A 26,262-nucleotide genomic window follows, 5' to 3' on the forward strand; every position below is an offset into this window, starting at 1 on the left:
CGAAAAGGCCAAAAGGCTTTAACGAGAAAAGGCTACTATGTATTGGTTGAGATCATTATTTAAACGTAAAAATTTACCTGTTGCAAATATTAAAAATGAATTATCACCAGGATGGATTTATCCTGAACATGCAACAAAATTATTAGATACTCAATTACGTAAAAAATTAGTACGACTGATTTATCAGAATGTATCAATGTCTGAAAATTTGTTTAATACACTGTATAGAACGGCGATTGAGCGTTATGCTGAATTAGTACAATTATTGCCCGCTTCAGAAAATCATCACCATTCGTATGAGGGGGGAATGTTAGATCACGGATTAGAAGTTGTTAGTATTGCGGTTAAATTACGGCAGAGCTATCTGTTGCCTCCTAATTCGGCTCCTGAGGATCAGTCTAGACAATCTGAAATGTGGACTGCTGCTGTAATTTATGCAGCATTAGTTCATGATATAGCAAAAATTGTAGTTGATATAGAAATTGAGGTGCAAGGAGAGGGACGTTGGTTTCCATGGCACGGTACAATTAAAAAACCATATAGATTTAAATATATTAAAAATAGAGATTACAATTTACATCATGTGATGGGTGCTATGATTGGCAGCTATTTAATTCCCATAACAGGATTGAATTGGTTAGCTAAAAATAATGATGTATTTAATGCGTTAATGTATTTTGCAGCAGGACACTATGATAAAAGCGGTGTATTATCTGAAATAGTACAAAAAGCTGATCAGACTAGTGTAGCTCAATTTCTGGGCGGTGATGTTAGTAAAATTCAGCAACCAACTCGTTCTCTGTCTCAGCAAATTTTAATAGCATTACGCTATTTATTAGAGCACGAATTGCAACTGAATAATTCTAAAGGGGGAAGTGATGGATGGCTAACAGATGATTCTTTGTGGCTAATGAGTAAAACTGTCACAGATAAAGTTCGGGCATATTTACTGCAACAGGGCGTTAATGTACCGAGTCAAAATAGTCGATTATTTGATGAAATGCAATCGCATAATATTATTGAATCAACTCCTGAAAATAAAGCTATCTGGCACTGTAAAATTTCCTCTAATTCTGGTTGGCAACCCGAAAATTCATTTACATTATTAAAATTATCTCCATCAAAAATCTGGACCAATATAGAACAACGACCGGAGCTGTTTAATGGTACTGTTACAGTTGATATAAGTAAAACTGGGTCAGAAGATACAGTTGATATAAGTAAAACTGGGTCAGAAGATACAGTTGATATAAGTAAAACTGAACCAGAAGATAATAGTAAGGCTGAAAATAGTAAAACTGAGTCAGGAACTGATATAGATTTTACCCTAAACCTATTCAAATCTACCAATTCAGAATTAGATGTTGATACCAATTTTTGTGATGGTTCTCAAAATTTTAAAATAAATCAACAGGATATGCTAGAAGTTACATTGAATGATATTAATCATAGTAATAAACTAAATTTACCTGATTTGAATAATACAAATGAATTTCTAAATTGGATCAAAATGGGAATTTCATCTAGAAAATTATCTGTCAATGAAGCTAATGCAAAATTACATATTGTCAATCAATCTGTTTTTTTAGTTTCACCGGGCATTTTCCAAAAATATTCACTAGAAAAATTTGGCACAAAAGAACATTGGAAATGTATTCAAAAAAATTTCCAAAAGCTTGGACTACATAAAAAAAATTCAGATTTAAACATATGGACGTGTGAGATTATTGGACCGAGAAAACGAACTTGTGTTAAGGGATACTTAGTTAGTGATATGTCACTATTTTTCGGAGATAAACAGTGTTTTGATAATATGTATTTAACATTACTGGAGAATACTAATAATGGGTAATAATCATATCACATTTCGAGAATTATTAGATAAATACTGTCACTATAAATATTTACGTCCAGAAACTGAAACGTGTTATAAAAAAGCGGTGAATCAATTATTGAAATATTCATCTGAAACAATTTTAGTTAGTGAAATAACATTAGAATTAGTTATACAGTGGCGTACTGAATTAGTAAAACGAATAAAACCCGTCACATTTAATAATTATTTACGACATTGTAGGGCATTAATGTATTTTGCGATTAAATATAAATTTGTTGATAGAATAGATAATCCATTTAGTGGAGTATCATTACGAGAAGGAAAACGGGCAAAAAAAATTATCAATGATCAAGATTTAACTAAATTAGAATATATTTTAGACAGAGAAATTTTGCAGCCCGCATGGTTCATTAGATCGTTGATAATTACATTTCAGTGCACAGGATTGCGTAGTAGTCAGTTATTACAGTTGAAAATATGTAATATTGATATAAAAAATAGAACGATATTTATTTCCTCAGATATTAATAAAAACCATAATGATCATATTATTCCAATCTCAAATCGGTTATTACCGCATATAAATGAAATACTAATTCAGCACCAGAAATTACGTAGCAATAAACATGAGCAATTATTTAATATTAATAAATTCTCAGCTACTGTTTATAGGAAAAATCAGGATATGAATAGAAATCAATTGGGATATATTTTTAAACAGTTATCAAAATTATGTAAAACAAAAATATCTCCACATAGATTTAGGCATACTGTTGCAACGAATTTAATGCGTGATCCAGAGAAAAATTTATATATTACACAAAAATTATTAGGACATAATAGTATTAAAACAACATTGGGTTATATAGATCACAATGTTGAGATGTTAAGAAATTGTGTAGAAAAATTATAAAATTTTATTATTTTACAAAATAGGGTTTACATACACACAAAATAGTGTAGAATGAATTTCGATCTAAAAGATCGAACAGTCGAAATTAATAATACAGCAGAAAATGTGACTGTATTATAAGACAAAAGGAAATACAAGGGATTTAAAATCCCTCGGCTTTCGAGCTGTGCGAGTTCAAGTCTCGCCCCGGGCACCATTTATTAGTTAATCAGTTCTGCGGGAATAGCTCAGTTGGTAGAGCACGACCTTGCCAAGGTCGGGGTCGCGAGTTCGAGCCTCGTTTCCCGCTCCAAGTTTCTCGGCGTGTTAGCAAAGCGGTTATGCACTGGATTGCAAATCCATGTAGCTCGGTTCGACTCCGGGACACGCCTCCATTAGTAATCCCCCTTCTGTTTGTCTTAAAAGTCATTAAAATAAAAGTATCTTACATTTTTCTTAAATTTAGATCCCATAATTCCTAGATCATTATTTTTTTATTTAAGAAAATAACCCTATATTGTAAAGGGCATTTCTTTAGAATGAATTTAACAGGGGAGTTTGGTGGTACGTTCTCTCTTGCGAAAGATTTTAAGTATTGAAATACTTTAATTTCTACTCTGATGATTTTACTGTTAATTCCATTAAACGTTTAACTAGTGGTCCTGTGATTACAGCAGCAAAAAAAGCAATTGGCATAGCAATACAGTAGCTATGGAACATACGATTAAAGTACATCACATCAATGCCTGTATTGATTGCAACTAAAATTGAAGACATCACAAAAGCCATGATTGAAGCTCGATAAAAAGTAAATACTAGAGATGCGTATTTTTTGGGTATAAATCCTCGATTCATTTATTTTCCTTATTTAATAAAAAATTAATTTTTGAATATAGGGGTGATTATTACATATAAAATTATTTTATTTAAATGTATAATAATGATAGATTAATCTTTATAAGTGATTAATATTATGGAAATACGACATTTACGCTACTTTTTAGCAGTTGCAGAGGAGTTACATTTCGGTCGAGCTGCACAAAAAATGCATATAGTACAGTCTGCATTAAGTATGCAAATAAAAGCCCTTGAAGATGAATTAGGTGGATTATTGTTTGAACGAACCAGTCGTACGGTTTCGCTAACAGAAGCAGGACGTTTATTTCAAATTGAAGCAGAACGAGCTATTAAGCAATTTGAATACAGTCAAACAATTGCTAAATTAGCTATATCGGGTGAGTTAGGGACAGTACGAATAGGGGTGTTTAGCAGTTTGATGATCAATCAAACTTTTATACAATGTTTGCAGTATTTTCAAAAAATGTATCCGCAAGTGAAATTAATACTTAATGAAACTCTTCCTCAAAAAGCACCGCAAGCTTTATTACAAAATGAAATTGACGTTGCGTATATTCTATCTGATGATTTTAATAATAATTTTAATGATAAAAGAATCAAAGTTGATGGATTATCTCAATGGACATATATTGCTGTGTTACCTCATGATCATGCTTTGGTTGGTGCTAAGCATCTATCTCTGGAACAGATTAGCCGTTATCCCTTTGTTGCATATGGTCAAATTGAAAAAGTATTATTAGAACAGTTTAGACAACAAATAAACGTATCCCATTATGTTACGTCAGGTATGTTAGGTGTATTAGCCTGTGTTTCGGCTGGTTTTGGCGTAAGTATTTGTCCTAAAGAAGTTACTTCTTTTAACTATGAGAATGTTTGTTATCGCTCAATTAGTGATAACTCTCCAATCCTATATTTAAAGCAATTATCTCGAATTAATGAAAATAGTATATCAGTATTAAATTTTCTAAACTCAGTGTTATCTATAAAATGGTAAATAGGTATTACAGTATAATGTACATTCGGTACTGATAAGTAACAATATAGTTTAATGTTACGCTACCAGAATAGAATTAGTGACAGGAAGTTGATTAACTTTTCATTTTTATATGAATAATAGATCCGTTTACAACCCCATAATTCCTAGATCATTATTTTTTATTTAAGAAAATAACCCTATATTGCAAGGGTTATTTATTCAGAGTTAATGTAATTTTAATTTAGGGCGGATAATGCGATTAATTTGTCCTGATAGCATAATTAATCCAGTTTTAAAGATACCGTGTAAAGCTATTTGATGCATACGGTAGAGGGAGATATACATTATTCGTGCAAGATGCCCTTCAATCATCATTGAGCCTTTGACAAGATTTCCCATTAAATTACCAATAGTCGAATAATTACTGAGAGAGATTAAGGAACCATAGTCTTTATAGAGATAGTCTTTCTGTGGTTTGTTTTTTAATTTCGCTAAAATATTCTGGTAACAACAACTCGCCATTTGATGGGCAGCTTGTGCTCTTGGTGGTACAAATTTGCCATTTGGTTGTGGGCAAGCGGCTAAATCACCAATAACATAAATATCATCATCTTGTGTTGTTTGTAGTGTTGGTTTGACAAGTAATTGGTTAATTTTATTTGTTTCTAAACCCGGGATATTTTTAATAAAATCAGGAGCTTTGACACCAGCCGCCCAAACAATTAATTTGGCTGGTATGTGAGTACCAGTATGTGTTGTTAAGCCCGTTTGATCGATAGCTGTAACTTTAGTATTGGTATGAATATGAACTCCAAGTTTGGTTAATTCAGTATATACTGCATTTGAAATACGTTGTGGGAGTGCAGGAAGAATTGATTCTCCCGCTTCAATTAAATTAACATTCAAGCGAGAATTATCAAGATCCTTAAGATCATAATATTGGAAGGTATTAATAGAATGGAAGAGTTCAGCGGCTAGTTCCACACCAGTTGCACCAGCACCAACGATAGCAATATCAAGCGTTTTCATTTGTTGATTATTGTGTAATTTTAGAAACTGATTCGTCATTTCTTTTCTAAAATATTCAGCTTGTTCCACATCGTTTAGAAAAATGCAATGTTCTTTTGCTCCGGGCGTATTGAAATCGTTACAAACTGAACCGATAGCTAAGACGAGAATATCATATTCTAATTGCCGTTCAGGAAGGAGTAATTCATTATGTTCATCATACATTGCTGCTAGTGTGATTTTTTTGGCTTGTCGATCAATATTTTGTAATTTCCCGATTTGAAAGTGAAAATGATGTTTTTTGGCATGATCTCTAAAACTAATTGAATCAATATTGGCATCAAGTGAACCCGTTGCGACTTCATGTAATAGCGGTTTCCAAATATGGTTGGGCTTGCTATCTACTAAAGTAAGTTCAAATTCAGGATTTTTTCCCAGTTTATTTCCAAGTTTGGTAATAAGTTCCAACCCTCCGGCACCGCCGCCGACCACGAGAATTCGTTTCATCGTTTTTTCCTCTTAAAATGTAATAAAAAATTTGGTTCTGTCATTTGGCTTTTGGCGCTAATCCTACGCTTTTTAATTATGCTGTAAAGTAAGAAACGATTTATTTACAACTAAATAAAAATATTAAATGTTTTTACATAAGATTAACAAATAGGGTGGTGTGTTTGCAATCAAGCTAAAAGTCAGAAGGAATATCGTTTCCAATAGAGAAAAATAAAGTATTGTAATTAATGTAATAGTTAAAAATAGATAAAGAATAAACTTGTCGATAAAAAGAATTCTTTTTACAATCCCTTAATAATTGATAGTTAAGTTGATGAAATGTTTATGTTAAGTCAAGAAATAGCAGATAAAATTGTTGCTTTAGTACGTAAAGATGTAACACCAGCTTTAGGTTGTACAGAGCCTATCTCACTTGCCTTAGCTGCGGCTATTGCTGCTTCTTATCTTACTGCACCAGTCAAATGTATTCAGGCTAAGGTATCGCCTAATTTGATGAAAAATGGAATGGGAGTAACTGTGCCAGGTACAGGTATGGTTGGTTTACCGATTGCTGCGGCTGTTGGTGCTATTGCGGGTGATCCAAAAGCAGGGCTTGAAGTATTGAAAAAAATTCAAGTTAGTGATGTTGAACAAGCAAAGTTAATGCTAAAAAATCAACAAGTTAGTGTTGAAATAGCGGAGACGGATAATCCATTATATTCTGAAGCACTGCTTTTTTCGCAAGATAATGATTATGTTCGAGTATGTATCCAAGATAATCATACGAATGTGATTTCAATTGAAAAAAATGGTGTATTTTTATATCAACAACCAGTTAAACAAATTGAAATATCCGATCAGGAGAATATTTTTGAAGTGCTGACGGTAGAAAGTTTGTATCAGTTTGCAATCCAAGTTGAATTAGAAAAAATAGCCTTTATTGCTGAAGCAGAAAAACTTAACAGTGCTTTATCTGAAGAAGGTTTAAACCATCAATATGGTTTACATATTGGATTAACCTTGAAAAAACAAATTGAACGTGGCTTGTTGGCTGATGATCTCCTTTCAAAAATTATCATTGGGACAACCGCTGCTTCTGATGCACGTATGGGGGGAGCGTTATTACCTGCGATGAGTAATTCAGGTTCGGGTAATCAGGGCATCACAGCTACTATGCCAATAGTGATTGTGGCACGTTTTGTAAAGGCGAATGATGAAAAGCTAGTTAGAGCATTATTTTTGTCGCATTTAGTTGCAATTTATATTCATAGTAAGTTACCGAGTTTATCTGCCTTATGTGCGGTATCTACTGCAGCAATGGGAAGTGCGGCTGGTATGGCATGGTTGTTAGGCGGTGATTTTAAAACGATCAGTTATGCTATTTGCAGTATGATTGGGGATATTAGCGGAGTGCTATGTGATGGTGCAGCGAATAGTTGTGCAATGAAGGTTTCAACTGGTGTTTCCTCTGCATATAAAGCGGTATTAATGGCATTAGATCATACTCGAGTAACAGGGAGTGAAGGGATTGTAGAGCATTGTGTAGATCGTTCTATTAATAACTTATGTGCGATTGCTCGTCAGAGTATGGTTTATACTGATCGGCAAATTATCCAAATAATGACAGAAAAACCACAGGATTGTTAGCTAAAAAAACTAGCTAGATAACTAGCTAGTTTTTGTCATTTTAGTTTTTATCAGCAAGATCGTGTTGAATAAATGCAAAAAATAATTGAAGTAATTGCGGATAGAATTGGCTTTTTACTTTAATTTTTAATGCTTTTTCAATAAATTCAGGTAACCAACTTAGCAGTTGTTGTTGAATAAATTGCTGTTGTTTAGCTAGAGATTTTTGCTCAATAAGTTTAATCAAAACTTCTAAATAAACGCAAAGATGATCGCTCGGTTCATTTTTTTGTTTATTAATTGCTAGATGGTACTGTTTAAGGTACTTATCCATTGCCTGTAAGTTATCTTGTAATTGTTGCTGTTCAAGATATGCTGAAGCATAAGGTAAAGCACTACTGGTACTATCTAGAAGAAATAATTGTGCATAATCTGCTGCCAATTCTAAATAATTCAATGGCTGATCTTTTAATTCAGTCAATGCAGTTTCTAACGCATGAATCTGATTACTAAATCCAAGTTGCTTGAACAATTCAAATAGCGGTTGAAACATACCGCTATTGTATTGTTGTAATTGAGTTTCACTCAACTCGTTGCCAAGTAGATTGTTAAACCAAGTATAGAGAAAAACTCTTTCTTCACCAGTTAAGTTAATCATAGGGTTACTTCAATTGGACCATGGAAGCCATTTGGCTCTGGTGCTTCACCAATATATTTCTCAATATTTACGATACAGGTATTTGCACTAATTGCTTGTGCTAAGCGAGATGTACCAATATCAAGGGTCATAGTGTTTGGATCACCATAAGTATCAATAGAACCAATTTCTGCATTCAATGGTGAATACCATGCCCCTTCTTGTAAACGTAAAACCCCCGGTGGGAAGTTATCTGAGAGGTGTGCTCCCACAATCGCTTGTCCCCGATCATTATAAACACGGACTAAATCGCCATGAGCAATACCTAAACGTTTTGCATCTTGTGGATTGATATACAGCGGTTCACGCCCTTGAATACTATAAGTTTCACGTAACGTTTTTGACTCACATAATTGTGAATGCAAACGTTTATCTGGGTGTGCAGATTGTAGCCAGAATGGGAATTTATCTGAGTGTGGACCACCGTGAGAGCGTTCTTCTTTTTCAAACCACATTGGGTGTCCTTTACAATCAGGGTAGTTATAGCTTGCAATTTTATTGCTAAAGATTTCAATGAAACCTGATGGTGTACCTAATGCGTGTAATTCAGGATCTTCACGGAAGTCTGCGTGTCTGACCCAAGGTTTTCCTTCAGGGAATAAGACATAACCTTTTTCCCAGAATTCTTTAAATGGTGGCATATCAAATTTACCTTTATTTTCAGTACGACAACCTTCATAAAGGTATTCAATCCATTCCATTTCATCCATATTCCGACTGTATTCTTTTTCTTTACCGAAACGGCGGCAGAGATCTTTAAAAATCTCAAAATCAGGACGTGATGAATAGAGTGGATCGATTAATTTCTGCATTGCAATCACACCACGGTTACTATAAGAGCCATAAGCATCAATATCGTTACGTTCAAATGGTGTACAAGCAGGTAAGACAATATCAGAGAAACGACAAGTCGCCGTCCAACTATAATTGATTGAAACGATGGTTTCTAAACGCTGGAAGGCTTTTTTCATCTTGTTGCGTTCAGATTGGCGATGCCATTGGTTACAACCAGAGAAGATAGCCATTTTATATGGCGCATAAACGATTTCTTTTCCGTTATATTGAATTTTTTCACCCGGATATAACAGAGAATCTGTGACTCTTGCACAAGGAATAACAGGGCTATAACCATTATAATCAGTATTGTTGTAAATTGGTGTTTGCCCTTCATCAATATTGAGTGGGAATGCACCTGGCATTGCAGCACCAGAACTTGGAACACCAATTGAACTATAATGGTGAGCATAACTAATTCCTCCGCCCGGTAAACCAATTTGACCTAACATTGCGGAAAGAACTGCACCCATCCAGTATGGTTGTTCACCATGTTGCTGACGTTGAATTGCCCAACCAAAGATTAATTGGGTACGTTTTCCAGCTAATAAGCGAGCAAATTGACGAATTTCATCTGCTGGTATGCCGCAGATTTTTTCTGCCCATTCAGGTGTTTTAGCAATTTTATCTTCACTTTCACCGAGGAGGTAAGGCACAAATTTTTCAAAACCAATGGTATAAACATCAAGGAATTTTTTATCGTATAAATTTTCGGTATAAAGGGTATAAGCTAACCCTAACATAAACGGAACGTCAGTTTGAGGATTGACATATTGATGTTTACAGCCTAAGAAATTTTGGGTTTTACTTTTAACTGGATCGACACAGATAACATTAATTTCGTTATTTGCTACTTTTTGTTTTAATTGTTCTAAATAAGCGTAAGCTTCGTGGGTTTCACAGTTCCAACCTACTTGTAGATTTTTCACTGGATCACTTGCCCAGAAAATAATGTTGTTACTTTGGTTAAGTAAAATTTCCCACGATGTACCTTGAGAATATACTTCGGTTGAACCAAGGACATAAGGTAAGATGACTTGCCCAGCACCAGTGGAGTAATCACCACTGGTTGTAACGCTATTACCAAACATACTGATAGCACGAATCATATTGTTACCACAGCTATGGAATTGTCCTGTTGATCGCCAGCCAACTAATCCAGTATGTAATGCCCAAGGACCATAATCTTTTTGAATACGGTCTAATTCTTCATAGAAAAGATCAAGGGCTTGATCCCAAGTAACACGCACAAAGCGGTTATCACCACGTTGTGCAGTATTACTATTGTGTCTGTTTTTTAACCAGTCTAAGCGTACCATCGGATAGCGAATACGGCTCTCGCTATAAATTAATCCTTGGATCCCATTAATCATTTCTGTTGGGTATTGATCATATTCAAAAGGCTTAATTGCACTTACTCGACCATTTTCAACTTTGGCTCGAATCGCTCCCCAGTGAGACCCTGTAATTCTCCAGTCTGCTGGGTTATCGTTTTCACTAGCGAACGCTGTTTTTGAAACTAGGAAACTAGGCATTGCAAATGTTGCTGCCATAGCAGACATATTTTTCAGAAATTGACGACGTGATTGTTCCATTATTCGTTCCTATTTTTTCTCGCTATTATGTTGTTCAAAGGTTGATGAATGTAATTGCAAGTAACGCAATACTTCTTTGCTGGTTTGTTTATCCATATTAGTGAAACCAACCATACCGTTGAATAAACCGATCCAAGTATTCGCATCGAAATGAGCTATTTCAGGCTGTCTGTGGCAGGTACTACATTGTGTTTTGTAGTTTTCTGCTGCATCTTGCCATACGGCATGAATATCAGAAATTAAGCTAGATTTAGGCAACCAAATTTGGAGTTTTACATTTTGCCAAGTTAATCCAGTAAGCTCATCTTCTTTTTCACTAATCACTTCAAATTTTGGATTAGATTGCATAAATTCTTTGCTGAAAGTTGCATTGACGATGTTAATACCGAAATTGTTATACCAAACACGACCAAAGCCTTTTTTCTTCCGCCACATATCAATTTGGACTAAATCTGCATTTTTACCAGCTTTAATGAAGGTTACAGGTACAGCACCTTCAATATGTCCAATAATTTGATCAAAATTATCGCCATCAAAGATAGCTACGGTACCTTTGGTGTAGTATTGTTGTTCAGGTTTTAGTGAAGTAACAACTAAACCACCAAATTTATCAATATTGGCATTGTCATCACGTTGTGGTAAATGATGTGCAATTCCTTTATGACAATCAACACAGCTTTGATCACGTTTTGCTGCAGGAATCATCGCTTTTTGAGCGGCTAATGACATTTTGCTGAAGTTCATACGTTCATATTTATGACAAGCTTTACATTCTTTAGAACCATTTGCTGCAAATCTTGCCCACTCTTTTTCGGCGAGTTCACGGCGATGTTCTTCAAATGCTTTAGGATCATCATATTTTCCGCTTAATTCTGCCCAAATTTCTGTTGAGGCTTGAACTTTGCGAGCAAATTTTGCTGTTTTATCATGTGGTAAATGACAACTTGAACATGTTGCAGTTACACCAGAAGCATTTGACCAGTGAACAGTCTGTTTTAATTCTTCATAAGGTTGCTGCATTGAGTGGCAACTAATACAAAATTCTTCGGTAGCTTGTTGTTCTAAAATATCATTAAATTTTTGCCAGCTAATAATACCAGCAATAAAACCGATAAGAATTAAAATTCCTAAACCAAATCGAGCAGACGGTTTAAAAAATAAAGCCTTAAAAAAGGCTAAGATATTTTTGATAAGTTGAAATAATTTTTTCATTGTTGTTCCTATGTTAATTATGCGGTTGGTAATCCAATGACGAAAATTTGTAACAGCCATACCACCAGACCATAAGCACCCACACACATTACCAATAGAAGTGGTAAGATAATAAAAGATAAAAGTGCAATTTTTCCAAGTTCAACACTTAATTTTTCATTTTTGTTGTCTTCAGTTTTTTTCATTTTTACTGTCTCAAGATAGTTATTAAATAGTAATATTATACGTTAGATTACAAATCTTAACTTTGATTTGAAACAATTAGGCGTTAGTTGCTTTTGTAAACTTATTGTTTTGTATAATCAAAATTGAGAGTGATATATATTAGTAATTGATTTATAAATATAATTTTTGATTTTCCGTATAAATAGGAAATTTATGATCGCTTTAGTAGTAACTAAGTAAACTATTTTACGGAAATTTTTGTAAATATAAAAGAATTTTTGTCAAGTTATTAGAGTGATTACGAATATTTTCAATACTTTTTCTTTTAAGGGATAAACGAGGTTTAGATCTTGAATTGACAGCAAGCAGAACCAGTGTATTTGACAAAAGGTGATTTTACTGATTTATTAGAAATTCAATCAAGCTGATTAAATATTTGATTAATAGTGAAAGGTCGTGAACTTTTTTTGTGAGTTTTAATCAAAGTTAATATTGCTGTTAATTTAGGGTTATGTTGTTATGTTATTTTCAATGCGGAAAACGAAGTGGTGTTTATCATCGACTACGTTAATTGCTTTAGTCTCTCTTTATTTTACACTTATATTAAATTATCCCCTGTATAAAGTAATCTTAAAAGTTCACCCGTTTACGGGGTCAGCCGAAGATTATTTTTTATTTACGATTCCTCTTTTTATCTTTTTTACTCTTAATGCCGTTTTTCAGCTTTTCGCTTTACCCTGGTTACATAAGATTATTATGCCCTTACTATTAATAATTAGTGCATCTATTGGTTATAGTGAACTGTTTCTCCATGTTTATTTTAATACGGATATGCTAGAGAATGTTTTACAAACGAATATGGCAGAAAGTGTTAGATTATTGAGTATTCCTTATATCGCTTGGATTATATTATTAGGAATTGTGCCAGCGATATTGTATATAACTGTGAAGGTTGATTATCGTCTTTGGTGGAAAGAGATTTTAACTCGGATAGTGATGATTTTACTCTCTTTTTTAGTTATTTTCGGGATCGCAAAGTTTTTCTATCAGGATTATGCCGCTTTTATCCGTAATAATAAAAGTATTACCCATTTAATTTTGCCTTCTAATTTTATTGCTTCTGGTGTGAATGCAGTCAAAAGAATACGTGAGGCTAACCGCCCTTTTGTTCAGCTTGGACTTGATGCGCAATTAGTCAAAAGTAGTGAGAAAAGAAAGGTAATAATATTAGTTGTTGGTGAAACGACACGAGCTGAAAATTGGGGGTTAAATGGTTATCAGCGACAAACGACTCCGTTACTCAGTAAACAATCTAATGTGGTAAATTTTAAGCATACAATGAGTTGTGGAACCGCAACCGCAATTTCTGTGCCTTGTATGTTTTCTCATTTAGATCGAGTTGATTATGATGCTAGCATTGCTCGTAATACAGATAATGTCTTGGATATTCTCAAGCGTGCAGGATATGAAGTCGTTTGGTTTGAGAATGATGGCGGTTGTAAAGGCGTTTGTAATCGAGTTGAAAGCTATGAAATGACACAGTTAAATTTGCCGCAGTATTGCAAAGATGGTGAATGCTTAGATCAGATTTTATTACAAGATTTTGATAAGACTTTATTGCGTTCTAATCGGGATATTGTGGTGGTCTTACATACAATTGGTAATCACGGTCCAACTTATTATGAACGTTACACCCCAGAGTTCCGTCAGTTTACGCCAACTTGTGATACTAACCAGATTAACCGCTGCACTAATCAAGAATTAGTGAATACCTATGATAATGGGGTGTTGTATATAGATTATTTCTTAAATCAAACAATTGAAAATCTTAAAGTGTTAAGTGATAAGTATCATTGGGATACAGCCTTATATTATCTTTCCGATCACGGTGAATCGCTAGGGGAAAATGGTGTTTATCTGCACGGTACACCTTATGCCATTGCACCAAGCCAGCAAACTCATATTCCAATGATAATGTGGTATTCTGACAACTGGTTACAAAATCAGAAGTTAAACTTAACCTGTTTACAACAACAAGGTCAAAATAATGCTTATTCACAGGATAATTTTTTCCATACTGTCTTAGGTATGGCAGAAGTGGCAACAACGGTCTATCATAAAAATGCAGATATTACAGCGAGTTGTAAAGTGCAGTAGTTCTCTTCTAAACTAATAAAAAATAAAGCTAAGTTTACTTAGCTTTATTTTTTACGGCTTATTAAAATCTAGTGTACCAATCTCAAAATATAGCTTATCAATGATTATTGGTATCCAGTTTGGATAACAGTGCTATCACCTCATAGTGTGAAGTATGAGGAAACATATCAAACAGTTGGATTTTTTCTAGTTGGTAGCCATTCAGTTGGGCTAAATCTTTTCCCATTGTAACGGCATTACAGCTAGAGTAGAGTAAATAGTTGGGTGATAGTTGGTTAAGGTAAGCACATAATTCTTGACCAATACCACGTCTAGGCGGATTAACAATCACCAAATCAGGTTTGGTATTGGCTTGATAAGTGGTGGCATCTAAAGCACGAAAATCAACTTGAGAAAGTTTAAGTGTTGCAACTGAACGTTGTGCAGCGGTGATGGCAGCGGGTGAAATTTCAATACCTGTCAATGGAATAATGCGTGTTTGACCTAAACTGTCTAAATAGTTTTCTCTTGCAACTTTACAATGTAAGCCAAATCCGCCAACACCACAAAAAAGATCCCAAATTTGATAGATAGGTAAAGTTTTAATCCATTGTTGGGCGGTATGGTATAAAGCGGCTGCCACGCTTGGATTAGTTTGAAAGAATCCTTGTGGGCGAATAAAAAGAGGAATGTGATTAAAATTTTCTGCTAAATATTGTTGTTTGGTTAAAAAAATTTCTTTTTCACCTTCAAGAATCGCAGCATGGATTGGTTGAATATTAGCAGTAACGAGCGTAATTTGTGGTAGTTGGTGTAAAAATTGCGGTAACTCACGTTGTAATAAGTCTAATTTTATCTCACTGCGTAAGACAAAACGTAGCATAAAATTTCCACTATCCTGACTTTGAGTTAATAAAATGTATTTGAGTTCACCTTTCTTTTTAGCAGTGTTATATGGGACTAATCCTGCTCGTCCAATTAAGCGTTTCAGTTTGGTTAAAATATCCTGAAATATCGGAGGATAAAGAAGGCAGTCTGAGAGATCTACCGCAGAGGTAGGATCTTTAGGATCATTTATAATCCCTAGAATTGGTCGTTCCACCGTACCTGAAACTGCCATTTTAGCTTTATTGCGCATTGCAATTAAAGGGGAATGATAGGGAGCTAGCCACTGGGTTTGTGGAGTGATTGACGCCTTAATTTGTTGTTTTAAATCAGACTGTTTTTGCTGTAATTGCTGAGCATAGTCAAGGTTTATCCAATGACAAGAACGGCATTTACCTTGCTGGTAATGGTAACACTCAGGCTGAAAAGCAGGCATAAGATTTCCTTGTTAGTTTTCTCGAATAAAGAGACGATAGTTGACACTAATGGGTGTGGCGGGATTAAGTGGAATAGTAATAACTTGTTTAGCGGCTAAGGATAATTCATTCCATTCGATGGCTTGTTGCCAATGAGGCGGCTGAGTTACACCATTTTGATCATACCAAGTTAGTTTATAAGCTAAGCTAATTTGCTTTTCACTTTGATTTTTAATCCGAATATTGTGTTGATCTGTATTAACCTCAATCGCTTCGGCAATCGGAGCCGTGATATTAATCACTGGGCGTGAATAAATCAAATAAGTGTTTGGTGATGAAGTATTACAAGCGACAGTCGTTAGAGTGCAAATAAAGATAAGTAAGATAGCTGTTATTTGTTTCATAATCTTAGCCTTATTTTGGAGAATTAGGCAGTTTTAATCGCAAATGAAATGACATCTGCAATGTTATCTGTCCCTATTGCTAACATTAATAAGCGATCTATTCCTAATGCCACACCAGAGCTGGTTGGTATTCCTGCCTCTAGTGCCGCTAAAAAGTTATGATCAAGTTGTTGAGTTGGTAAACCTAATTTTTCTCTTTGGCGATTATCTTGTTCAAAACGAATTTTTTGTTCTTGGGCATCGGTGAGTTCGTGGAAACCGTTAGCTAATTCTAGTCCCTTATAGTAAAACTCAAAACGTTCGGCAACACGATGATCTTCAGAGCTAATTTGGGCTAAAGCAGCTTGTGCGGCTGGAAAATGGTAAATTGCGGTTGGGCGATCTTTACCGATATTGGCTTCAACAATTTCACTAAAGAGAAACTGTAATAATGTATCTCTTTCTTCTTGTTCAGCGTTTTGTAAACCATGTTTTTTAGCGAGAGTGGCTAATTCTGCGGTTGTTGCTGAGAGTGGATCAACGCCTACATATTCTTGAAAGGCAAATTGATAACTTAAACTTTCTGCTGGTGGGCAATCTAGGATAAATTGGAGTAGATCATCGACTTCATCAATCAGACGATACATATCAAAATATGGGCGATACCATTCTAACATCGTAAATTCAGGATTATGGTGTTTTCCTGCTTCTTCGTTGCGAAATACTTTGCAAATCTGAAAAATAGGTCCACTTCCCTCCGCAAGTAAACGTTTCATATGGTATTCAGGACTGGTAATGAGATGAAGTTGTTCACTTTGTCCAGAAAAAGGAGCAATAAATTGCGTATTGAAGGTAGAAAGATGAATATCTGTAACAGAATAGTGACTTAGGATTGGTGTTTCCACTTCAAGTAAGCCACGTTCAGTGAAAAAATGGCGAATTGCAGCAATTATTTTTGCTCGTTTTAATAAATTATTAATTGTTGAAGTTGATTTCCAATTTAGCGTATTTTCAAATTGTTCAGTTTGTGTCATAGCACGTTATCCCTGATCGTTATCAGCTTGAATTAGAGAAATAGGTTTCAAAAATAAGGAACTATTCTAGCTGAAAGGTAAAAATATACCAACTTTTGTCATTGTTACGAATCATTATCACTGCCTACTTATTTCTCCATTTTATTTTTTTGAGTTAGATCACGAAATCTAACTTTTATTAACATTTATTGACAAAAGGGCTTATTTCAAGCAAAAAATGGTGGCAAAATGCAGTTGCTAAGTTACTCAGCTGAGTAATTTTTTCTACTATACTACGTTAAAATTCTGGAGGAATATCGTGCAGACCGTTAATGTCGATATTGCAATTATTGGTGCTGGTGGTGGTGGCTTGAGAGCCGCAATTGCTGCAACAGAAGCAAACCCAAACTTGAAAGTTGCATTAGTATCTAAAGTTTATCCTATGCGTAGCCATACTGTTGCTGCTGAAGGTGGTGCTGCGGCAGTGATTAAAGAGGAAGACTCTTATGATAAACATTTCCATGATACAGTTGCTGGTGGCGATTGGTTATGTGAACAAGATGTGGTTGAATATTTTGTGAAGCATTCTCCGATTGAAATGACTCAATTAGAGCGTTGGGGCTGTCCTTGGAGTCGTAAGCAAGATGGGGAAGTGAATGTTCGTCGTTTTGGTGGTATGAAAATTGAACGAACTTGGTTTGCAGCAGATAAAACAGGCTTCCATTTACTGCATACGCTTTTCCAAACTTCAATGCAATATCCACAAATTCAACGTTTTGATGAGCATTTTGTGCTTGATATTTTAGTTGATGATCAACACGCTCGTGGTTTAGTTGCAATGAATATGATGGAAGGAACATTAGTTCAAATTAATGCCAATGCAGTCATAATTGCAACAGGTGGTGGCTGTCGAGCATTCCGCTTTAATACGAACGGTGGGATTGTAACTGGTGATGGTTTAGCGATGGCATATCGACACGGTGTACCATTAAGAGATATGGAGTTTGTTCAATACCACCCAACAGGCTTACCGAATACAGGGATTTTAATGACGGAAGGTTGCCGTGGTGAAGGGGGAATTTTAGTCAATAAAAATGGCTATCGTTATTTACAAGATTATGGTTTAGGGCCAGAAACACCAATTGGCAAACCAGAAAATAAATATATGGAACTTGGTCCACGTGATAAAGTTTCACAAGCCTTTTGGCAAGAATTACAAAAAGGAAATACTCTCAAAACCGCAAAAGGTGTTGATGTTGTTCATCTTGATTTACGCCATTTAGGTGAAAAATATCTACATGAACGTCTACCATTTATTTGTGAATTATCAAAAGCTTATGAAGGGGTTGATCCTGCAAAAGAACCGATTCCAGTTCGCCCAGTGGTACACTACACCATGGGAGGGATTGAAGTTGATCAGCAATGTGAAACTCGAATAAAAGGATTATTTGCTGTGGGTGAGTGTGCTTCTTCTGGCTTACACGGGGCAAATCGTTTAGGTTCTAACTCTTTAGCAGAATTGGTTGTGTTAGGGCGTGTTGCTGGAGAACAAGCTGCATTGCGTGCAGTCGAAAAACAACAAATTAATCAAGAAGCAGTTGATGCTCAAGCGAAAGCGGTTGTTGATCGTCTCAATAATCTCTTAAAACAAGAAGGAACAGAATCTTGGTCAACCATTCGTGATGAAATGGGAATGATAATGGAAGAAGGTTGTGGTATCTATCGTACGCAAGAGAGTATGCAAAAATCGGTTGATAAAATTCAGGAGTTGAAAGAACGTTATAAACGGATTGCTATTGCTGATCGTTCAAGTGTATTTAATACTGAAATATTATATACGATTGAATTAGGCTATATCCTTGATGTTGCGGAATCCATTGCTAATTCAGCACTAGAACGAAAAGAATCCCGTGGAGCTCATCAGCGTTTAGATTATACCGAACGTGATGATGTCAACTATCTAAAACATACTCTCGCTTTCTATAATCCAGAAGGTCGGCCGCAGATTGAGTATAGTGATGTTAAGATCACTAAATCACAACCAGCGAAACGTGTATATGGTGCAGAAGCAGAAGCTGCTGAAGCCGCTAAAGTAAAAGAGGGGCAAGCATAATGACACAGATGAATACAATGACGGTTGAAGTGTTACGTTATAATCCAGAAGTAGATGCTGAACCGTATTTAAAATCTTATCAAGTACCTTACGATAATCAAACATCTCTCTTAGATGCTTTAGGTTATATTAAGGATAAACTTGAACCTGAATTATCTTACCGCTGGTCTTGCCGTATGGCGATTTGTGGTTCTTGTGGAATGATGGTAAATAATAAGCCTAAATTGGCGTGTAAGACTTTTCTGCGAGATTATAGTGGCCATATGCGGATTGAACCATTAGCCAATTTCCCGATTGAGCGAGATTTGGTGGTAGATTTAAGCCATTTTATTGAAAGTTTAGAGTCTATTAAACCTTATATTATTGGTAATACTGCACCTGAGTTGCAAAATATACCACAATCTTCTTCTGAGTTAGCGAAATCTCGGACTCGTCAAACACCAGCGCAATTAGAGAAATATCGTACATTTTCAATGTGTATTAATTGTGGCTTATGTTATGCCGCTTGCCCACAATTTGGTTTAAACCCAGAATTTGTTGGGCCGGGGGCTTTAACTTTGGCACACCGATATAACTTGGATAATCGTGATCATGGTAAAGCAGAACGTATGAAAATCATCAATGGTAAAAATGGAGTATGGAGTTGTACCTTTGTTGGTTATTGTTCTGAAGTTTGCCCAAAACATGTTGATCCTGCCGCTGCAATACAACAAGGTAAAGTCGAAAGTACGAAAGACTATGTCATTGCAATGTTGAAACCACAACAATAAGGAGAGGAATAATGAGCGTAGTCAATCATTCAAGCAGTAGTAAACGCAAAAAATATGTGCGTGAAGTAAAAGCTTCTTGGTGGAAGAAACTCGATTTTTATAAGGCTTATATGCTAAGAGAAGCGACTGCTATACCAACAGTTTGGTTCTGTATTGTTTTGCTTTTTGGTGTGATTAATTTAAATACCAATGGATTAGAGGGAATAGTTACCTTTATTAGTTTTTTACGTAATCCAATTGTTATTATTTTAAATATTATTACGTTAGGTATGGTGTGCTATAACACCTATACTTGGTTTAATTTAACACCAAAAGCATTAAATATTATTTATAACAATGAGCGTTTGCCACAATCCTATATCAGAGTGGTAATGTGGGTGATTACAGTTGCAGTAACGCTTTTAACCCTAGTTCTAATTTATTTATAAGGAGAATGTGATGAAAGCAACACCAAAACGTTCTAACGAACCCGTTGTTTGGTTACTGTTCGGTGCAGGTGGAACAATTAGTGCAATTACATTCCCCGTATTAGTACTGATTGTGGGATTTTTACTGCCATTTAATCTGATTGAACCAAGTAGTATTTATAAAATCGCTATTTTTTTACAAACTTGGATAGGTAAGTTATTGTTACTAACACTACTCATTTTTCCAATTTGGTGTGGTTTGCATCGTATCCATCATGGTTTACATGATATTAAGGTGCATTTACCAATGAGTGGTTTTATTTTTTATGGTCTAGCAAGCCTTTATACTGTTTTAACATTCTTTGCAGTTCTAATTTAGAACGACTCTTTGTTATTGTAAAACCCATCGTTATCGATGGGTTTTTTATCAAGTTTGAGTATAAGTTTAAAAAAAATTAACAAAATGTTACATATTTTTAAAAAAGAAAAAACTTTTCATTACCTATTAATTTTATAAAGTAAAATAAATTTTATTACTTAGTTAGGATTAAAATTGTTAATCAAGCTAATTACAATTAGCATAAAAAAATTACCAGAATATTCGTTAGTTGTTTTTTTATACAGTTAATCAGTAAAACTGTGAGCTTTATCTCTTTTTATCAACTGTATTATATCGTTAAAAATAGATTTTCTTTAAAATCATTCCTAGTTCACTCTATTTGAAAAAATTTAAAATTATTAAACTTAAAAACTAAGGAGAAAGCATGAGTATTGCTATTATCATAGCGACCCATGGTGTTGCGGCAGAGCAACTTCTCAGAACAACTGAGATGTTAATTGGGGAACAAGAAAATGTTGCATTTATTGATTTTGTTCCCGGTGAAAATGCCGAAACTATTATGGAGAAATATCAAGCAAAACTTGCTGGTGAGTTATCTCACTGCACGCAAGTATTGTTTATGGTGGACACTTGGGGCGGAAGTCCGTTTAATGCGGCGAACCGTGTTGCTGACGGTAAAGACAATATGGAAATTGTAACCGGTGTTAATATCCCAATGTTGGTAGAAACCTTTATGGCTCGTGATGACAATCCTTCGTTAGAAGAATTGGCTGAAGTTGCATTAGAGACTGGGCGTGGTGGTGTACGTGCTTTGAAGCTAGAACAAAAACCACAAGCTCAAGCAGAAGCAAAAACGGTTGAACCAGCGGTTGTTAAAGAAGTTCCTTCCCAACCAACAACAGCGACAGCCGGGCAACATATGGCTATTGGGTTAGCTCGAATTGATGATCGGCTTATTCATGGACAAGTTGCAACTCGTTGGACGAAAGAAACCAAAGTAAATCGTATCATTGTTGTTAGCGATGAAGTGGTTAAGGATAGTGTACGTAGTACAATGCTAAAACAAGCTGCACCTCCGGGAGTTACAGCTCACGTTGTTGGAGTAGAGAAAATGGTTCGGGTTTATAATAATCCTGAATATAACGATGACCGTGTGATGTTACTCTTTACGAATCCGACAGATGCATTAAAGCTTGTTGAAGCTGGCTTGAATATTACATCGGTGAATATCGGTGGTATGGCATATCGTGACGGTAAAAAACAGATTACAAGTGCGGTATCGGTTGATCAAACTGATATTGATGCATTTAAGAAACTCGCAGAGTTAAATGTTGAGTTAGATGTGCGTAAAGTATCGAATGATCGTAAAGCAGATATGATCGATCTGTTGAAGAAAAATAATTTATTTTAGTTAGTTTACAATGTAAGGAAAACAAAATATGGAACTTACAAGCTTTCAGCTAGTGCTGATTTTTATTGTTGCCTGTATTTCAGGTATGGGATCTATTCTTGATGAATGGCAAACTCACCGCCCATTAATTGCTTGTACCTTAATTGGTTTAGTTTTAGGTGATCTAAAAACTGGCATTATGGTTGGTGGTACGTTAGAAATTTTAGCCTTAGGTTGGATGAACATTGGAGCGGCTTTAGCACCAGATTCAGCGTTAGCGTCTATCATTTCAACTATCTTGGTGATTGTCAGCAAACAAGAAATTAGTACAGCGATTGCATTAGCTATTCCATTAGCTGCTGCAGGACAGGTTTTAACTTATATCGTGCGTACCATTACTGTTGGTTTTCAACATGCGGCAGATAAAGCGGTTAGAACGGGTAATCTAAGTTATTTATCTTGGGTTCATGTTTTAGCATTGTTCCTTCAAGCAATGCGAATTGCAATTCCTGCGATTATCGTTGCATTAACAGCAGGTACTGAAGGGGTTCAAGAAATGTTAAATTCAATCCCAGCAGTGGTAACTAATGGTTTGAAAATTGCCGGTGGTATGATCGTAGTAGTCGGTTATGCGATGGTTATCAATATGATGCGTGCGGGTTATTTAATGCCATTTTTCTATGCGGGTTTTGTTGTTGCTGCCTTTACAAACTTCAACTTAGTGGCTCTTGGTGTATTAGGTGCTGTTATGGCGGTGCTTTATATTCAATTACACCCTAAATACAACCAATCAAAACAAGTAGTTCAGGTCGTTCAAGGTAACGATGATTTGGATAACAGATTAGACTAAGTAAGGATTTGAAAATGACAGAGAGAAAAGTAACAAAATCAGATTTGAATAGTGTTGTTCTCCGTTCAAATTTATTTCAAGGTTCTTGGAACTTCGAACGTATGCAGGCTTTAGGTTTTGCCTTCTCAATGGTGCCAGTAATTAAACGTTTATATCCAGATCCAAACTCACAAGAGCGTAAAGATGCGATTAAACGTCATTTAGAATTTTTTAACACCCAGCCTTTCGTTGCTGCACCTGTTTTAGGTGTTACTATCGCTTTAGAAGAAGAAAGAGCAAATGGAAAAGAAATTGATGATTCTGCAATTAATGGGATTAAAGTCGGTTTAATGGGACCATTAGCTGGTGTTGGTGATCCAATTTTCTGGGGAACAGCACGTCCAGTGTTTGCAGGTTTAGGGGCGAGTTTAGCACTTAATGGTAGTATTTTAGGGCCTATTTTATTCTTCGTTCTCTTTAATCTAGTACGCTTATTAACTCGTTACTATGGTGTACATTATGGGTATAGAAAAGGTCTTGATGTCGTTGGTGATATGGGCGGTGGTTTATTACAAAAACTAACTGAAGGGGCTTCAATTCTAGGTCTATTTATTATGGGGGCATTAGTTAATAAATGGACAACCGTGAATATTCCGATTGTTATCTCTAAAACCACCAACCAAGTTGGTGATGTTACTGTAACGACAGTACAGAATGTTTTAGATAGTTTAATGCCGGGATTAGTACCATTACTGCTAACCTTTGGTTGTATGTGGTTATTACGCAATCGTGTAAACCCATTATTAATTATCCTTGGTTTCTTCGTTATTGGTATTTTTGGTGCTTGGACGAAAATTCTAGCATAAAAATAAAATCATTTATTTTGAAGAGAATTATATTAAGACTTAAACAGCAACAATATTGTTGCTGTTTTTTTATTTTTTAAAAGATAAATGTTACCTAAAATAATAGTATTAATTGAATGGAATATATAAATATGGAGAGATAATTTTTATTTTCATCATTGATGAAGTTTTATTAGGATAAACAATATTTTTAGCTTATCTGATATGTAGATCATTATTTTATTTCTAGTGATTATTATTGTATAAATAGAGATAACATTATAGAATAATAGCTAAGTTGTTGTTTTATGAGGTGGTTATGTATCAAAAAATCCTGATTGTAGTAGGATTATTAGTAGGTGTTTTAGGTGGTGTTGAATATTTTAAACCAAACATACCTGATGAATATAGAAAAAGTTATCAAAATTTTTTAAAAAAATTACCTCAAGAAGTTACCACTTATTCCCAAGATTTATTAGCACGTTATTTTCCTGATTATTTTCATCAACAGACGCAATCCAATCGAAAAAAAGAAACGCATCGACTTGATGTAACAACTTTTAAACCGAAAGGGCACAATTTAGCGTATTGTAAAAATAATATTTACCAACAACAACCATTAATCAATTCAGCTTTCGAGCAAGGACGAGCGGGAAAAAATGAAATTACCACATTATGTTATTATGGTTATGCTTTACAGTATAAAGATGAATTTAAAATTCCATTATGGACGGCAGAAAAATTAACTAGACAACGTATTGAACAGGGTAAAAATGGTAATCGTCCTCCTCATTTTTATTCTGATCCAAATTTAGAAAAAAAATTTAACAGCGTGATCACCCATGAAGATTATACTGGTAGCGGTTATGATCGTGGGCATGTTGCACCTAGCCGTGATATGCCATTAGCTGATCGATTAGAATCTTTTTATATGTCAAATATTGTGCCACAAACAGCACAAAATAATCGGTTTATTTGGGCGAATATCGAACAAATTTCACGTTGTATGGCAACTAAATATAATACTGATGTCTATGTAGTAAATGTACCAGTAATTGATGTTGAGAAGGCTAAAAGAACTAAGAAATTAAAAATATTACAAACTAAAACAGGTAAACAAATCGTTATTCCTGATTATATGGCAAAAGCTATTTATATTCCGAAAAGAAATGAAATTGGGGTTTATTTAACCCAAAATAATACTTCTAAGACAAAGTATAAATTAGTTAGTATCAATCAATTAAAAAAACTTGCTTATATTGATGTTTTTCCAACTTTACCTTCATCATTAAAAAATAAAATAAGTAAATTGCCTAACCCTAATAACGTTGATACCTTTTGTGGATAAAGAAGGAAAAGAAGATGGAATATTTAAATATTTTAGAGAAAGTAGAAATAAAAAATATTCAATCCATTATTAATGAAACAATTTTATTATTAGAACAATTTCAGCCTTTTAGTTTACAAGAGTTACAGATTCCTGTAATTGAAGGGGATAATGGTAAAATTAATGTTATTTATGTTGATAATGCAACAGATCATTTAACTTTATCTTATTATCCTATTTCATCTGATCTTAACCAAGATCTACGTTTAGATTTTGCAATGAAATTAAGTTCTTATTCTTTAGTAAAAGAAATAAAACAAGAATTAGAGATGATAGGTGATAAATTATTACATTCTAATCAATCTATTTGGGCGAATAGTTTAAAGCTTTATATTAATAATAAAAATATTTTTCCATTATATCATTTAATTAAAAATATCTATCAACAGCTTTATAAAGTAAAAAAATCACAGCAATTTTTACCAGAAGATACACTTACACATTCAATAGTAACAAGTAAAAAAGTAGATTTTTCAGATTTTTGTATCAAGTAATTATCTCTTTATTTTGAAGTTTCAATTAGTGTGTAATTAATATAATTACTGTTTAAGTTGAAAAATTATTGTTAGAATAAAATCATTTTATTGTCTTACTTTGGAAATAAAAATTATGAATGTTTATATTTTATTCCTCATTATTTTATTTTTCTTCGGCTATGCTTTTTACGATCAATTTTTGATGGAAAAATTAAAGGGGAAAACCTGTTTAAAAGTACGACTTTATCAGCGAAATAAACTTGAAGGAACGGTACTTATTGCATTACTTGGAGTGGCGCTATATCAATCTTATCCTGATGAATTGACGCCTTTTTATCTATTTTTATTAGCTAGTTTTGGAGTATTAGTTATTTATCAATTCTTTATTCGCTGCCCTGTTCTTATTTTAAAACCCAAAGGATTTTTCTTTGCCAATTTATATGTTAGTTATGATCGAATTAATACCATTAATATTAGTGAAAATGGTTTTTTGCAATTTGTATTAAAAAATGGACGGGCATTACCAATTTATATTCAAGCGGTTGATGATATTGTTAAAGTATTAAACTTTTTTGTGGAAATTGGTCGAATTAATCCTAATCAAATGGAAAAAATAGCAGAAAAAATTATTAAAGAAAATAAATTAAGACAAAAACAGAAAGATACATCAGATAATTAATTAT

The 26,262-nt window shown here is 34.4% G+C and carries 24 protein-coding genes and 2 tRNA genes; 17 read left to right on the plus strand and 9 right to left on the minus strand.

Annotated features, from left to right (window positions below; all coding sequences use genetic code 11):
• Positions 1 to 37 precede the first annotated feature (37 nt).
• From mobH to CEP47_RS00400, 4 genes are all read left to right on the plus strand, one after another.
• Positions 38 to 1,852 (plus strand): MobH family relaxase, encoded by a 1,815-nt coding sequence (mobH, locus tag CEP47_RS00385; protein ID WP_261919929.1) that lies wholly within the window; start codon positions 38 to 40, stop codon positions 1,850 to 1,852.
• Positions 1,845 to 2,750: a tyrosine-type recombinase/integrase gene (locus tag CEP47_RS00390; RefSeq protein WP_261919928.1), complete on the plus strand. Its 906-nt coding sequence runs from the start codon at positions 1,845 to 1,847 to the stop codon at positions 2,748 to 2,750. Before mobH ends, CEP47_RS00390 begins: the two co-directional genes overlap by 8 nt.
• A gap of 216 nt (positions 2,751 to 2,966) precedes the next feature.
• Positions 2,967 to 3,042 (plus strand) — tRNA-Gly (locus CEP47_RS00395).
• A gap of 8 nt (positions 3,043 to 3,050) precedes the next feature.
• Positions 3,051 to 3,124: transfer RNA gene (locus CEP47_RS00400), tRNA-Cys, on the plus strand.
• 217 nt (positions 3,125 to 3,341) lie between these two features.
• Here CEP47_RS00400 and CEP47_RS00405 read toward each other — a convergent pair.
• Positions 3,342 to 3,584, minus strand: a complete 243-nt coding sequence (locus tag CEP47_RS00405) for a DUF2798 domain-containing protein (RefSeq protein WP_261919927.1) — start codon at positions 3,582 to 3,584, stop codon at positions 3,342 to 3,344.
• A 118-nt stretch (positions 3,585 to 3,702) separates the two neighbouring features.
• On the opposite strand from CEP47_RS00405, the gene CEP47_RS00410 reads away from it, so the two are divergent.
• Positions 3,703 to 4,581 (plus strand): LysR family transcriptional regulator, encoded by an 879-nt coding sequence (locus CEP47_RS00410; RefSeq protein ID WP_261919926.1) that lies wholly within the window; start codon positions 3,703 to 3,705, stop codon positions 4,579 to 4,581.
• A gap of 207 nt (positions 4,582 to 4,788) precedes the next feature.
• Here CEP47_RS00410 and CEP47_RS00415 read toward each other — a convergent pair whose 3' ends face one another.
• Positions 4,789 to 6,078 (minus strand): NAD(P)/FAD-dependent oxidoreductase, encoded by a 1,290-nt coding sequence (locus tag CEP47_RS00415; protein WP_261919925.1) that lies wholly within the window; start codon positions 6,076 to 6,078, stop codon positions 4,789 to 4,791.
• A gap of 327 nt (positions 6,079 to 6,405) precedes the next feature.
• Here CEP47_RS00415 and CEP47_RS00420 point away from each other — a divergent pair, with 327 nt between their 5' ends.
• The gene (locus tag CEP47_RS00420) at positions 6,406 to 7,707 is read left to right on the plus strand and encodes an L-cysteine desulfidase family protein (RefSeq protein WP_373463116.1); all 1,302 of its coding nucleotides are present in this window, start codon (positions 6,406 to 6,408) and stop codon (positions 7,705 to 7,707) included.
• Between the two features lie 40 nt (positions 7,708 to 7,747).
• Here the strand turns inward: CEP47_RS00420 and torD are convergent, their stop codons facing one another.
• The 4 genes from torD to CEP47_RS00440 are packed head-to-tail and all read right to left on the minus strand — an operon-like array spanning position 7,748 to position 12,209.
• Entirely contained in the window at positions 7,748 to 8,344 is a 597-nt protein-coding gene (gene torD, locus CEP47_RS00425) for a molecular chaperone TorD (protein ID WP_261919923.1), read from the minus strand.
• Complete coding sequence (gene torA / locus CEP47_RS00430; protein ID WP_261919922.1) at positions 8,341 to 10,812, minus strand: trimethylamine-N-oxide reductase TorA; 2,472 nt, start codon at positions 10,810 to 10,812, stop codon at positions 8,341 to 8,343. The genes torD and torA overlap by 4 nt, the downstream gene beginning before the upstream one ends.
• A 9-nt stretch (positions 10,813 to 10,821) precedes the next feature.
• The gene (gene torC, locus CEP47_RS00435; RefSeq protein ID WP_261919921.1) at positions 10,822 to 12,024 is read right to left on the minus strand and encodes a pentaheme c-type cytochrome TorC; all 1,203 of its coding nucleotides are present in this window, start codon (positions 12,022 to 12,024) and stop codon (positions 10,822 to 10,824) included.
• Positions 12,025 to 12,041: 17 nt separating this feature from the next.
• Positions 12,042 to 12,209 (minus strand): nitrate/trimethylamine N-oxide reductase NapE/TorE, encoded by a 168-nt coding sequence (locus CEP47_RS00440; RefSeq protein WP_261919920.1) that lies wholly within the window; start codon positions 12,207 to 12,209, stop codon positions 12,042 to 12,044.
• A gap of 511 nt (positions 12,210 to 12,720) precedes the next feature.
• Here CEP47_RS00440 and CEP47_RS00445 point away from each other — a divergent pair.
• Positions 12,721 to 14,346, plus strand: coding sequence for a phosphoethanolamine transferase (locus CEP47_RS00445; protein ID WP_261921026.1), 1,626 nt, complete (start codon positions 12,721 to 12,723; stop codon positions 14,344 to 14,346).
• Positions 14,347 to 14,443: 97 nt separating this feature from the next.
• Here CEP47_RS00445 and rlmC read toward each other — a convergent pair whose 3' ends face one another.
• Genes rlmC through epmA form a run of 3 tightly spaced genes read right to left on the minus strand, consistent with a single transcriptional unit; the run spans position 14,444 to position 17,043 of the window.
• On the minus strand, positions 14,444 to 15,646 hold the full coding sequence (gene rlmC / locus CEP47_RS00450; RefSeq protein WP_261919919.1) for a 23S rRNA (uracil(747)-C(5))-methyltransferase RlmC: 1,203 nt from the start codon (positions 15,644 to 15,646) through the stop codon (positions 14,444 to 14,446).
• A 12-nt stretch (positions 15,647 to 15,658) separates the two neighbouring features.
• Positions 15,659 to 16,030: a YcfL family protein gene (locus CEP47_RS00455; RefSeq protein WP_261919918.1), complete on the minus strand. Its 372-nt coding sequence runs from the start codon at positions 16,028 to 16,030 to the stop codon at positions 15,659 to 15,661.
• 23 nt (positions 16,031 to 16,053) lie between these two features.
• On the minus strand, positions 16,054 to 17,043 hold the full coding sequence (epmA, locus tag CEP47_RS00460; RefSeq protein ID WP_261919917.1) for an elongation factor P--(R)-beta-lysine ligase: 990 nt from the start codon (positions 17,041 to 17,043) through the stop codon (positions 16,054 to 16,056).
• A gap of 298 nt (positions 17,044 to 17,341) precedes the next feature.
• Here epmA and frdA point away from each other — a divergent pair, with 298 nt between their 5' ends.
• The 10 genes from frdA to CEP47_RS00510 all read left to right on the plus strand — a co-directional run bounded on the left by frdA (position 17,342) and on the right by CEP47_RS00510 (position 26,258).
• Complete coding sequence (frdA, locus tag CEP47_RS00465; protein WP_261919916.1) at positions 17,342 to 19,135, plus strand: fumarate reductase (quinol) flavoprotein subunit; 1,794 nt, start codon at positions 17,342 to 17,344, stop codon at positions 19,133 to 19,135.
• A complete protein-coding gene (locus CEP47_RS00470) occupies positions 19,135 to 19,905 on the plus strand; it encodes a succinate dehydrogenase/fumarate reductase iron-sulfur subunit (protein ID WP_261919915.1) in 771 nt (256 codons plus the stop codon). The genes frdA and CEP47_RS00470 overlap by 1 nt, the downstream gene beginning before the upstream one ends.
• Positions 19,906 to 19,916: 11 nt before the next feature.
• Positions 19,917 to 20,333, plus strand: coding sequence for a fumarate reductase subunit FrdC (gene frdC, locus CEP47_RS00475; protein WP_261919914.1), 417 nt, complete (start codon positions 19,917 to 19,919; stop codon positions 20,331 to 20,333).
• Between the two features lie 10 nt (positions 20,334 to 20,343).
• Positions 20,344 to 20,691 carry a fumarate reductase subunit FrdD gene (gene frdD, locus CEP47_RS00480; protein WP_261919913.1) on the plus strand — a complete coding sequence of 116 codons (348 nt, stop codon included), beginning with the start codon at positions 20,344 to 20,346 and terminating at the stop codon, positions 20,689 to 20,691.
• A gap of 385 nt (positions 20,692 to 21,076) precedes the next feature.
• Positions 21,077 to 22,063, plus strand: coding sequence for a PTS mannose transporter subunit IIAB (gene manX / locus CEP47_RS00485; RefSeq protein WP_261919912.1), 987 nt, complete (start codon positions 21,077 to 21,079; stop codon positions 22,061 to 22,063).
• A 28-nt stretch (positions 22,064 to 22,091) separates the two neighbouring features.
• Positions 22,092 to 22,892 (plus strand): PTS mannose/fructose/sorbose transporter subunit IIC, encoded by an 801-nt coding sequence (locus CEP47_RS00490; RefSeq protein WP_261919911.1) that lies wholly within the window; start codon positions 22,092 to 22,094, stop codon positions 22,890 to 22,892.
• 14 nt (positions 22,893 to 22,906) lie between these two features.
• Complete coding sequence (locus CEP47_RS00495; protein WP_261919910.1) at positions 22,907 to 23,737, plus strand: PTS mannose transporter subunit IID; 831 nt, start codon at positions 22,907 to 22,909, stop codon at positions 23,735 to 23,737.
• A gap of 298 nt (positions 23,738 to 24,035) precedes the next feature.
• Complete coding sequence (locus CEP47_RS00500) at positions 24,036 to 25,064, plus strand: DNA/RNA non-specific endonuclease (protein ID WP_261919909.1); 1,029 nt, start codon at positions 24,036 to 24,038, stop codon at positions 25,062 to 25,064.
• Positions 25,065 to 25,078: 14 nt separating this feature from the next.
• Positions 25,079 to 25,597, plus strand: a complete 519-nt coding sequence (locus CEP47_RS00505) for a hypothetical protein (protein WP_261919908.1) — start codon at positions 25,079 to 25,081, stop codon at positions 25,595 to 25,597.
• A 115-nt stretch (positions 25,598 to 25,712) separates the two neighbouring features.
• On the plus strand, positions 25,713 to 26,258 hold the full coding sequence (locus CEP47_RS00510) for a YobD family protein (RefSeq protein ID WP_261919907.1): 546 nt from the start codon (positions 25,713 to 25,715) through the stop codon (positions 26,256 to 26,258).
• Positions 26,259 to 26,262: the final 4 nt, after the last annotated feature.

The organism is Mergibacter septicus (genome assembly GCF_003265225.1).
Lineage (GTDB): Bacteria > Pseudomonadota > Gammaproteobacteria > Enterobacterales > Pasteurellaceae > Mergibacter > Mergibacter septicus.

What these genes read in the sequence shown, in the direction of transcription:
- mobH (WP_261919929.1), top strand. Translation starts at nt 38, where the DNA reads ATGTATTGGTTGAGATCATTATTTAAACGTAAAAATTTACCTGTTGCA.
- CEP47_RS00390 (WP_261919928.1), top strand. Translation starts at nt 1,845, where the DNA reads ATGGGTAATAATCATATCACATTTCGAGAATTATTAGATAAATACTGT.
- CEP47_RS00405 (WP_261919927.1), bottom strand. Translation starts at nt 3,584, where the DNA reads ATGAATCGAGGATTTATACCCAAAAAATACGCATCTCTAGTATTTACT.
- CEP47_RS00410 (WP_261919926.1), top strand. Translation starts at nt 3,703, where the DNA reads ATGGAAATACGACATTTACGCTACTTTTTAGCAGTTGCAGAGGAGTTA.
- CEP47_RS00415 (WP_261919925.1), bottom strand. Translation starts at nt 6,078, where the DNA reads ATGAAACGAATTCTCGTGGTCGGCGGCGGTGCCGGAGGGTTGGAACTT.
- CEP47_RS00420 (WP_373463116.1), top strand. Translation starts at nt 6,406, where the DNA reads ATGTTAAGTCAAGAAATAGCAGATAAAATTGTTGCTTTAGTACGTAAA.
- torD (WP_261919923.1), bottom strand. Translation starts at nt 8,344, where the DNA reads ATGATTAACTTAACTGGTGAAGAAAGAGTTTTTCTCTATACTTGGTTT.
- torA (WP_261919922.1), bottom strand. Translation starts at nt 10,812, where the DNA reads ATGGAACAATCACGTCGTCAATTTCTGAAAAATATGTCTGCTATGGCA.
- torC (WP_261919921.1), bottom strand. Translation starts at nt 12,024, where the DNA reads ATGAAAAAATTATTTCAACTTATCAAAAATATCTTAGCCTTTTTTAAG.
- CEP47_RS00440 (WP_261919920.1), bottom strand. Translation starts at nt 12,209, where the DNA reads ATGAAAAAAACTGAAGACAACAAAAATGAAAAATTAAGTGTTGAACTT.
- CEP47_RS00445 (WP_261921026.1), top strand. Translation starts at nt 12,721, where the DNA reads ATGCGGAAAACGAAGTGGTGTTTATCATCGACTACGTTAATTGCTTTA.
- rlmC (WP_261919919.1), bottom strand. Translation starts at nt 15,646, where the DNA reads ATGCCTGCTTTTCAGCCTGAGTGTTACCATTACCAGCAAGGTAAATGC.
- CEP47_RS00455 (WP_261919918.1), bottom strand. Translation starts at nt 16,030, where the DNA reads ATGAAACAAATAACAGCTATCTTACTTATCTTTATTTGCACTCTAACG.
- epmA (WP_261919917.1), bottom strand. Translation starts at nt 17,043, where the DNA reads ATGACACAAACTGAACAATTTGAAAATACGCTAAATTGGAAATCAACT.
- CEP47_RS00470 (WP_261919915.1), top strand. Translation starts at nt 19,135, where the DNA reads ATGACACAGATGAATACAATGACGGTTGAAGTGTTACGTTATAATCCA.
- frdC (WP_261919914.1), top strand. Translation starts at nt 19,917, where the DNA reads ATGAGCGTAGTCAATCATTCAAGCAGTAGTAAACGCAAAAAATATGTG.
- frdD (WP_261919913.1), top strand. Translation starts at nt 20,344, where the DNA reads ATGAAAGCAACACCAAAACGTTCTAACGAACCCGTTGTTTGGTTACTG.
- manX (WP_261919912.1), top strand. Translation starts at nt 21,077, where the DNA reads ATGAGTATTGCTATTATCATAGCGACCCATGGTGTTGCGGCAGAGCAA.
- CEP47_RS00490 (WP_261919911.1), top strand. Translation starts at nt 22,092, where the DNA reads ATGGAACTTACAAGCTTTCAGCTAGTGCTGATTTTTATTGTTGCCTGT.
- CEP47_RS00495 (WP_261919910.1), top strand. Translation starts at nt 22,907, where the DNA reads ATGACAGAGAGAAAAGTAACAAAATCAGATTTGAATAGTGTTGTTCTC.
- CEP47_RS00500 (WP_261919909.1), top strand. Translation starts at nt 24,036, where the DNA reads ATGTATCAAAAAATCCTGATTGTAGTAGGATTATTAGTAGGTGTTTTA.
- CEP47_RS00505 (WP_261919908.1), top strand. Translation starts at nt 25,079, where the DNA reads ATGGAATATTTAAATATTTTAGAGAAAGTAGAAATAAAAAATATTCAA.
- CEP47_RS00510 (WP_261919907.1), top strand. Translation starts at nt 25,713, where the DNA reads ATGAATGTTTATATTTTATTCCTCATTATTTTATTTTTCTTCGGCTAT.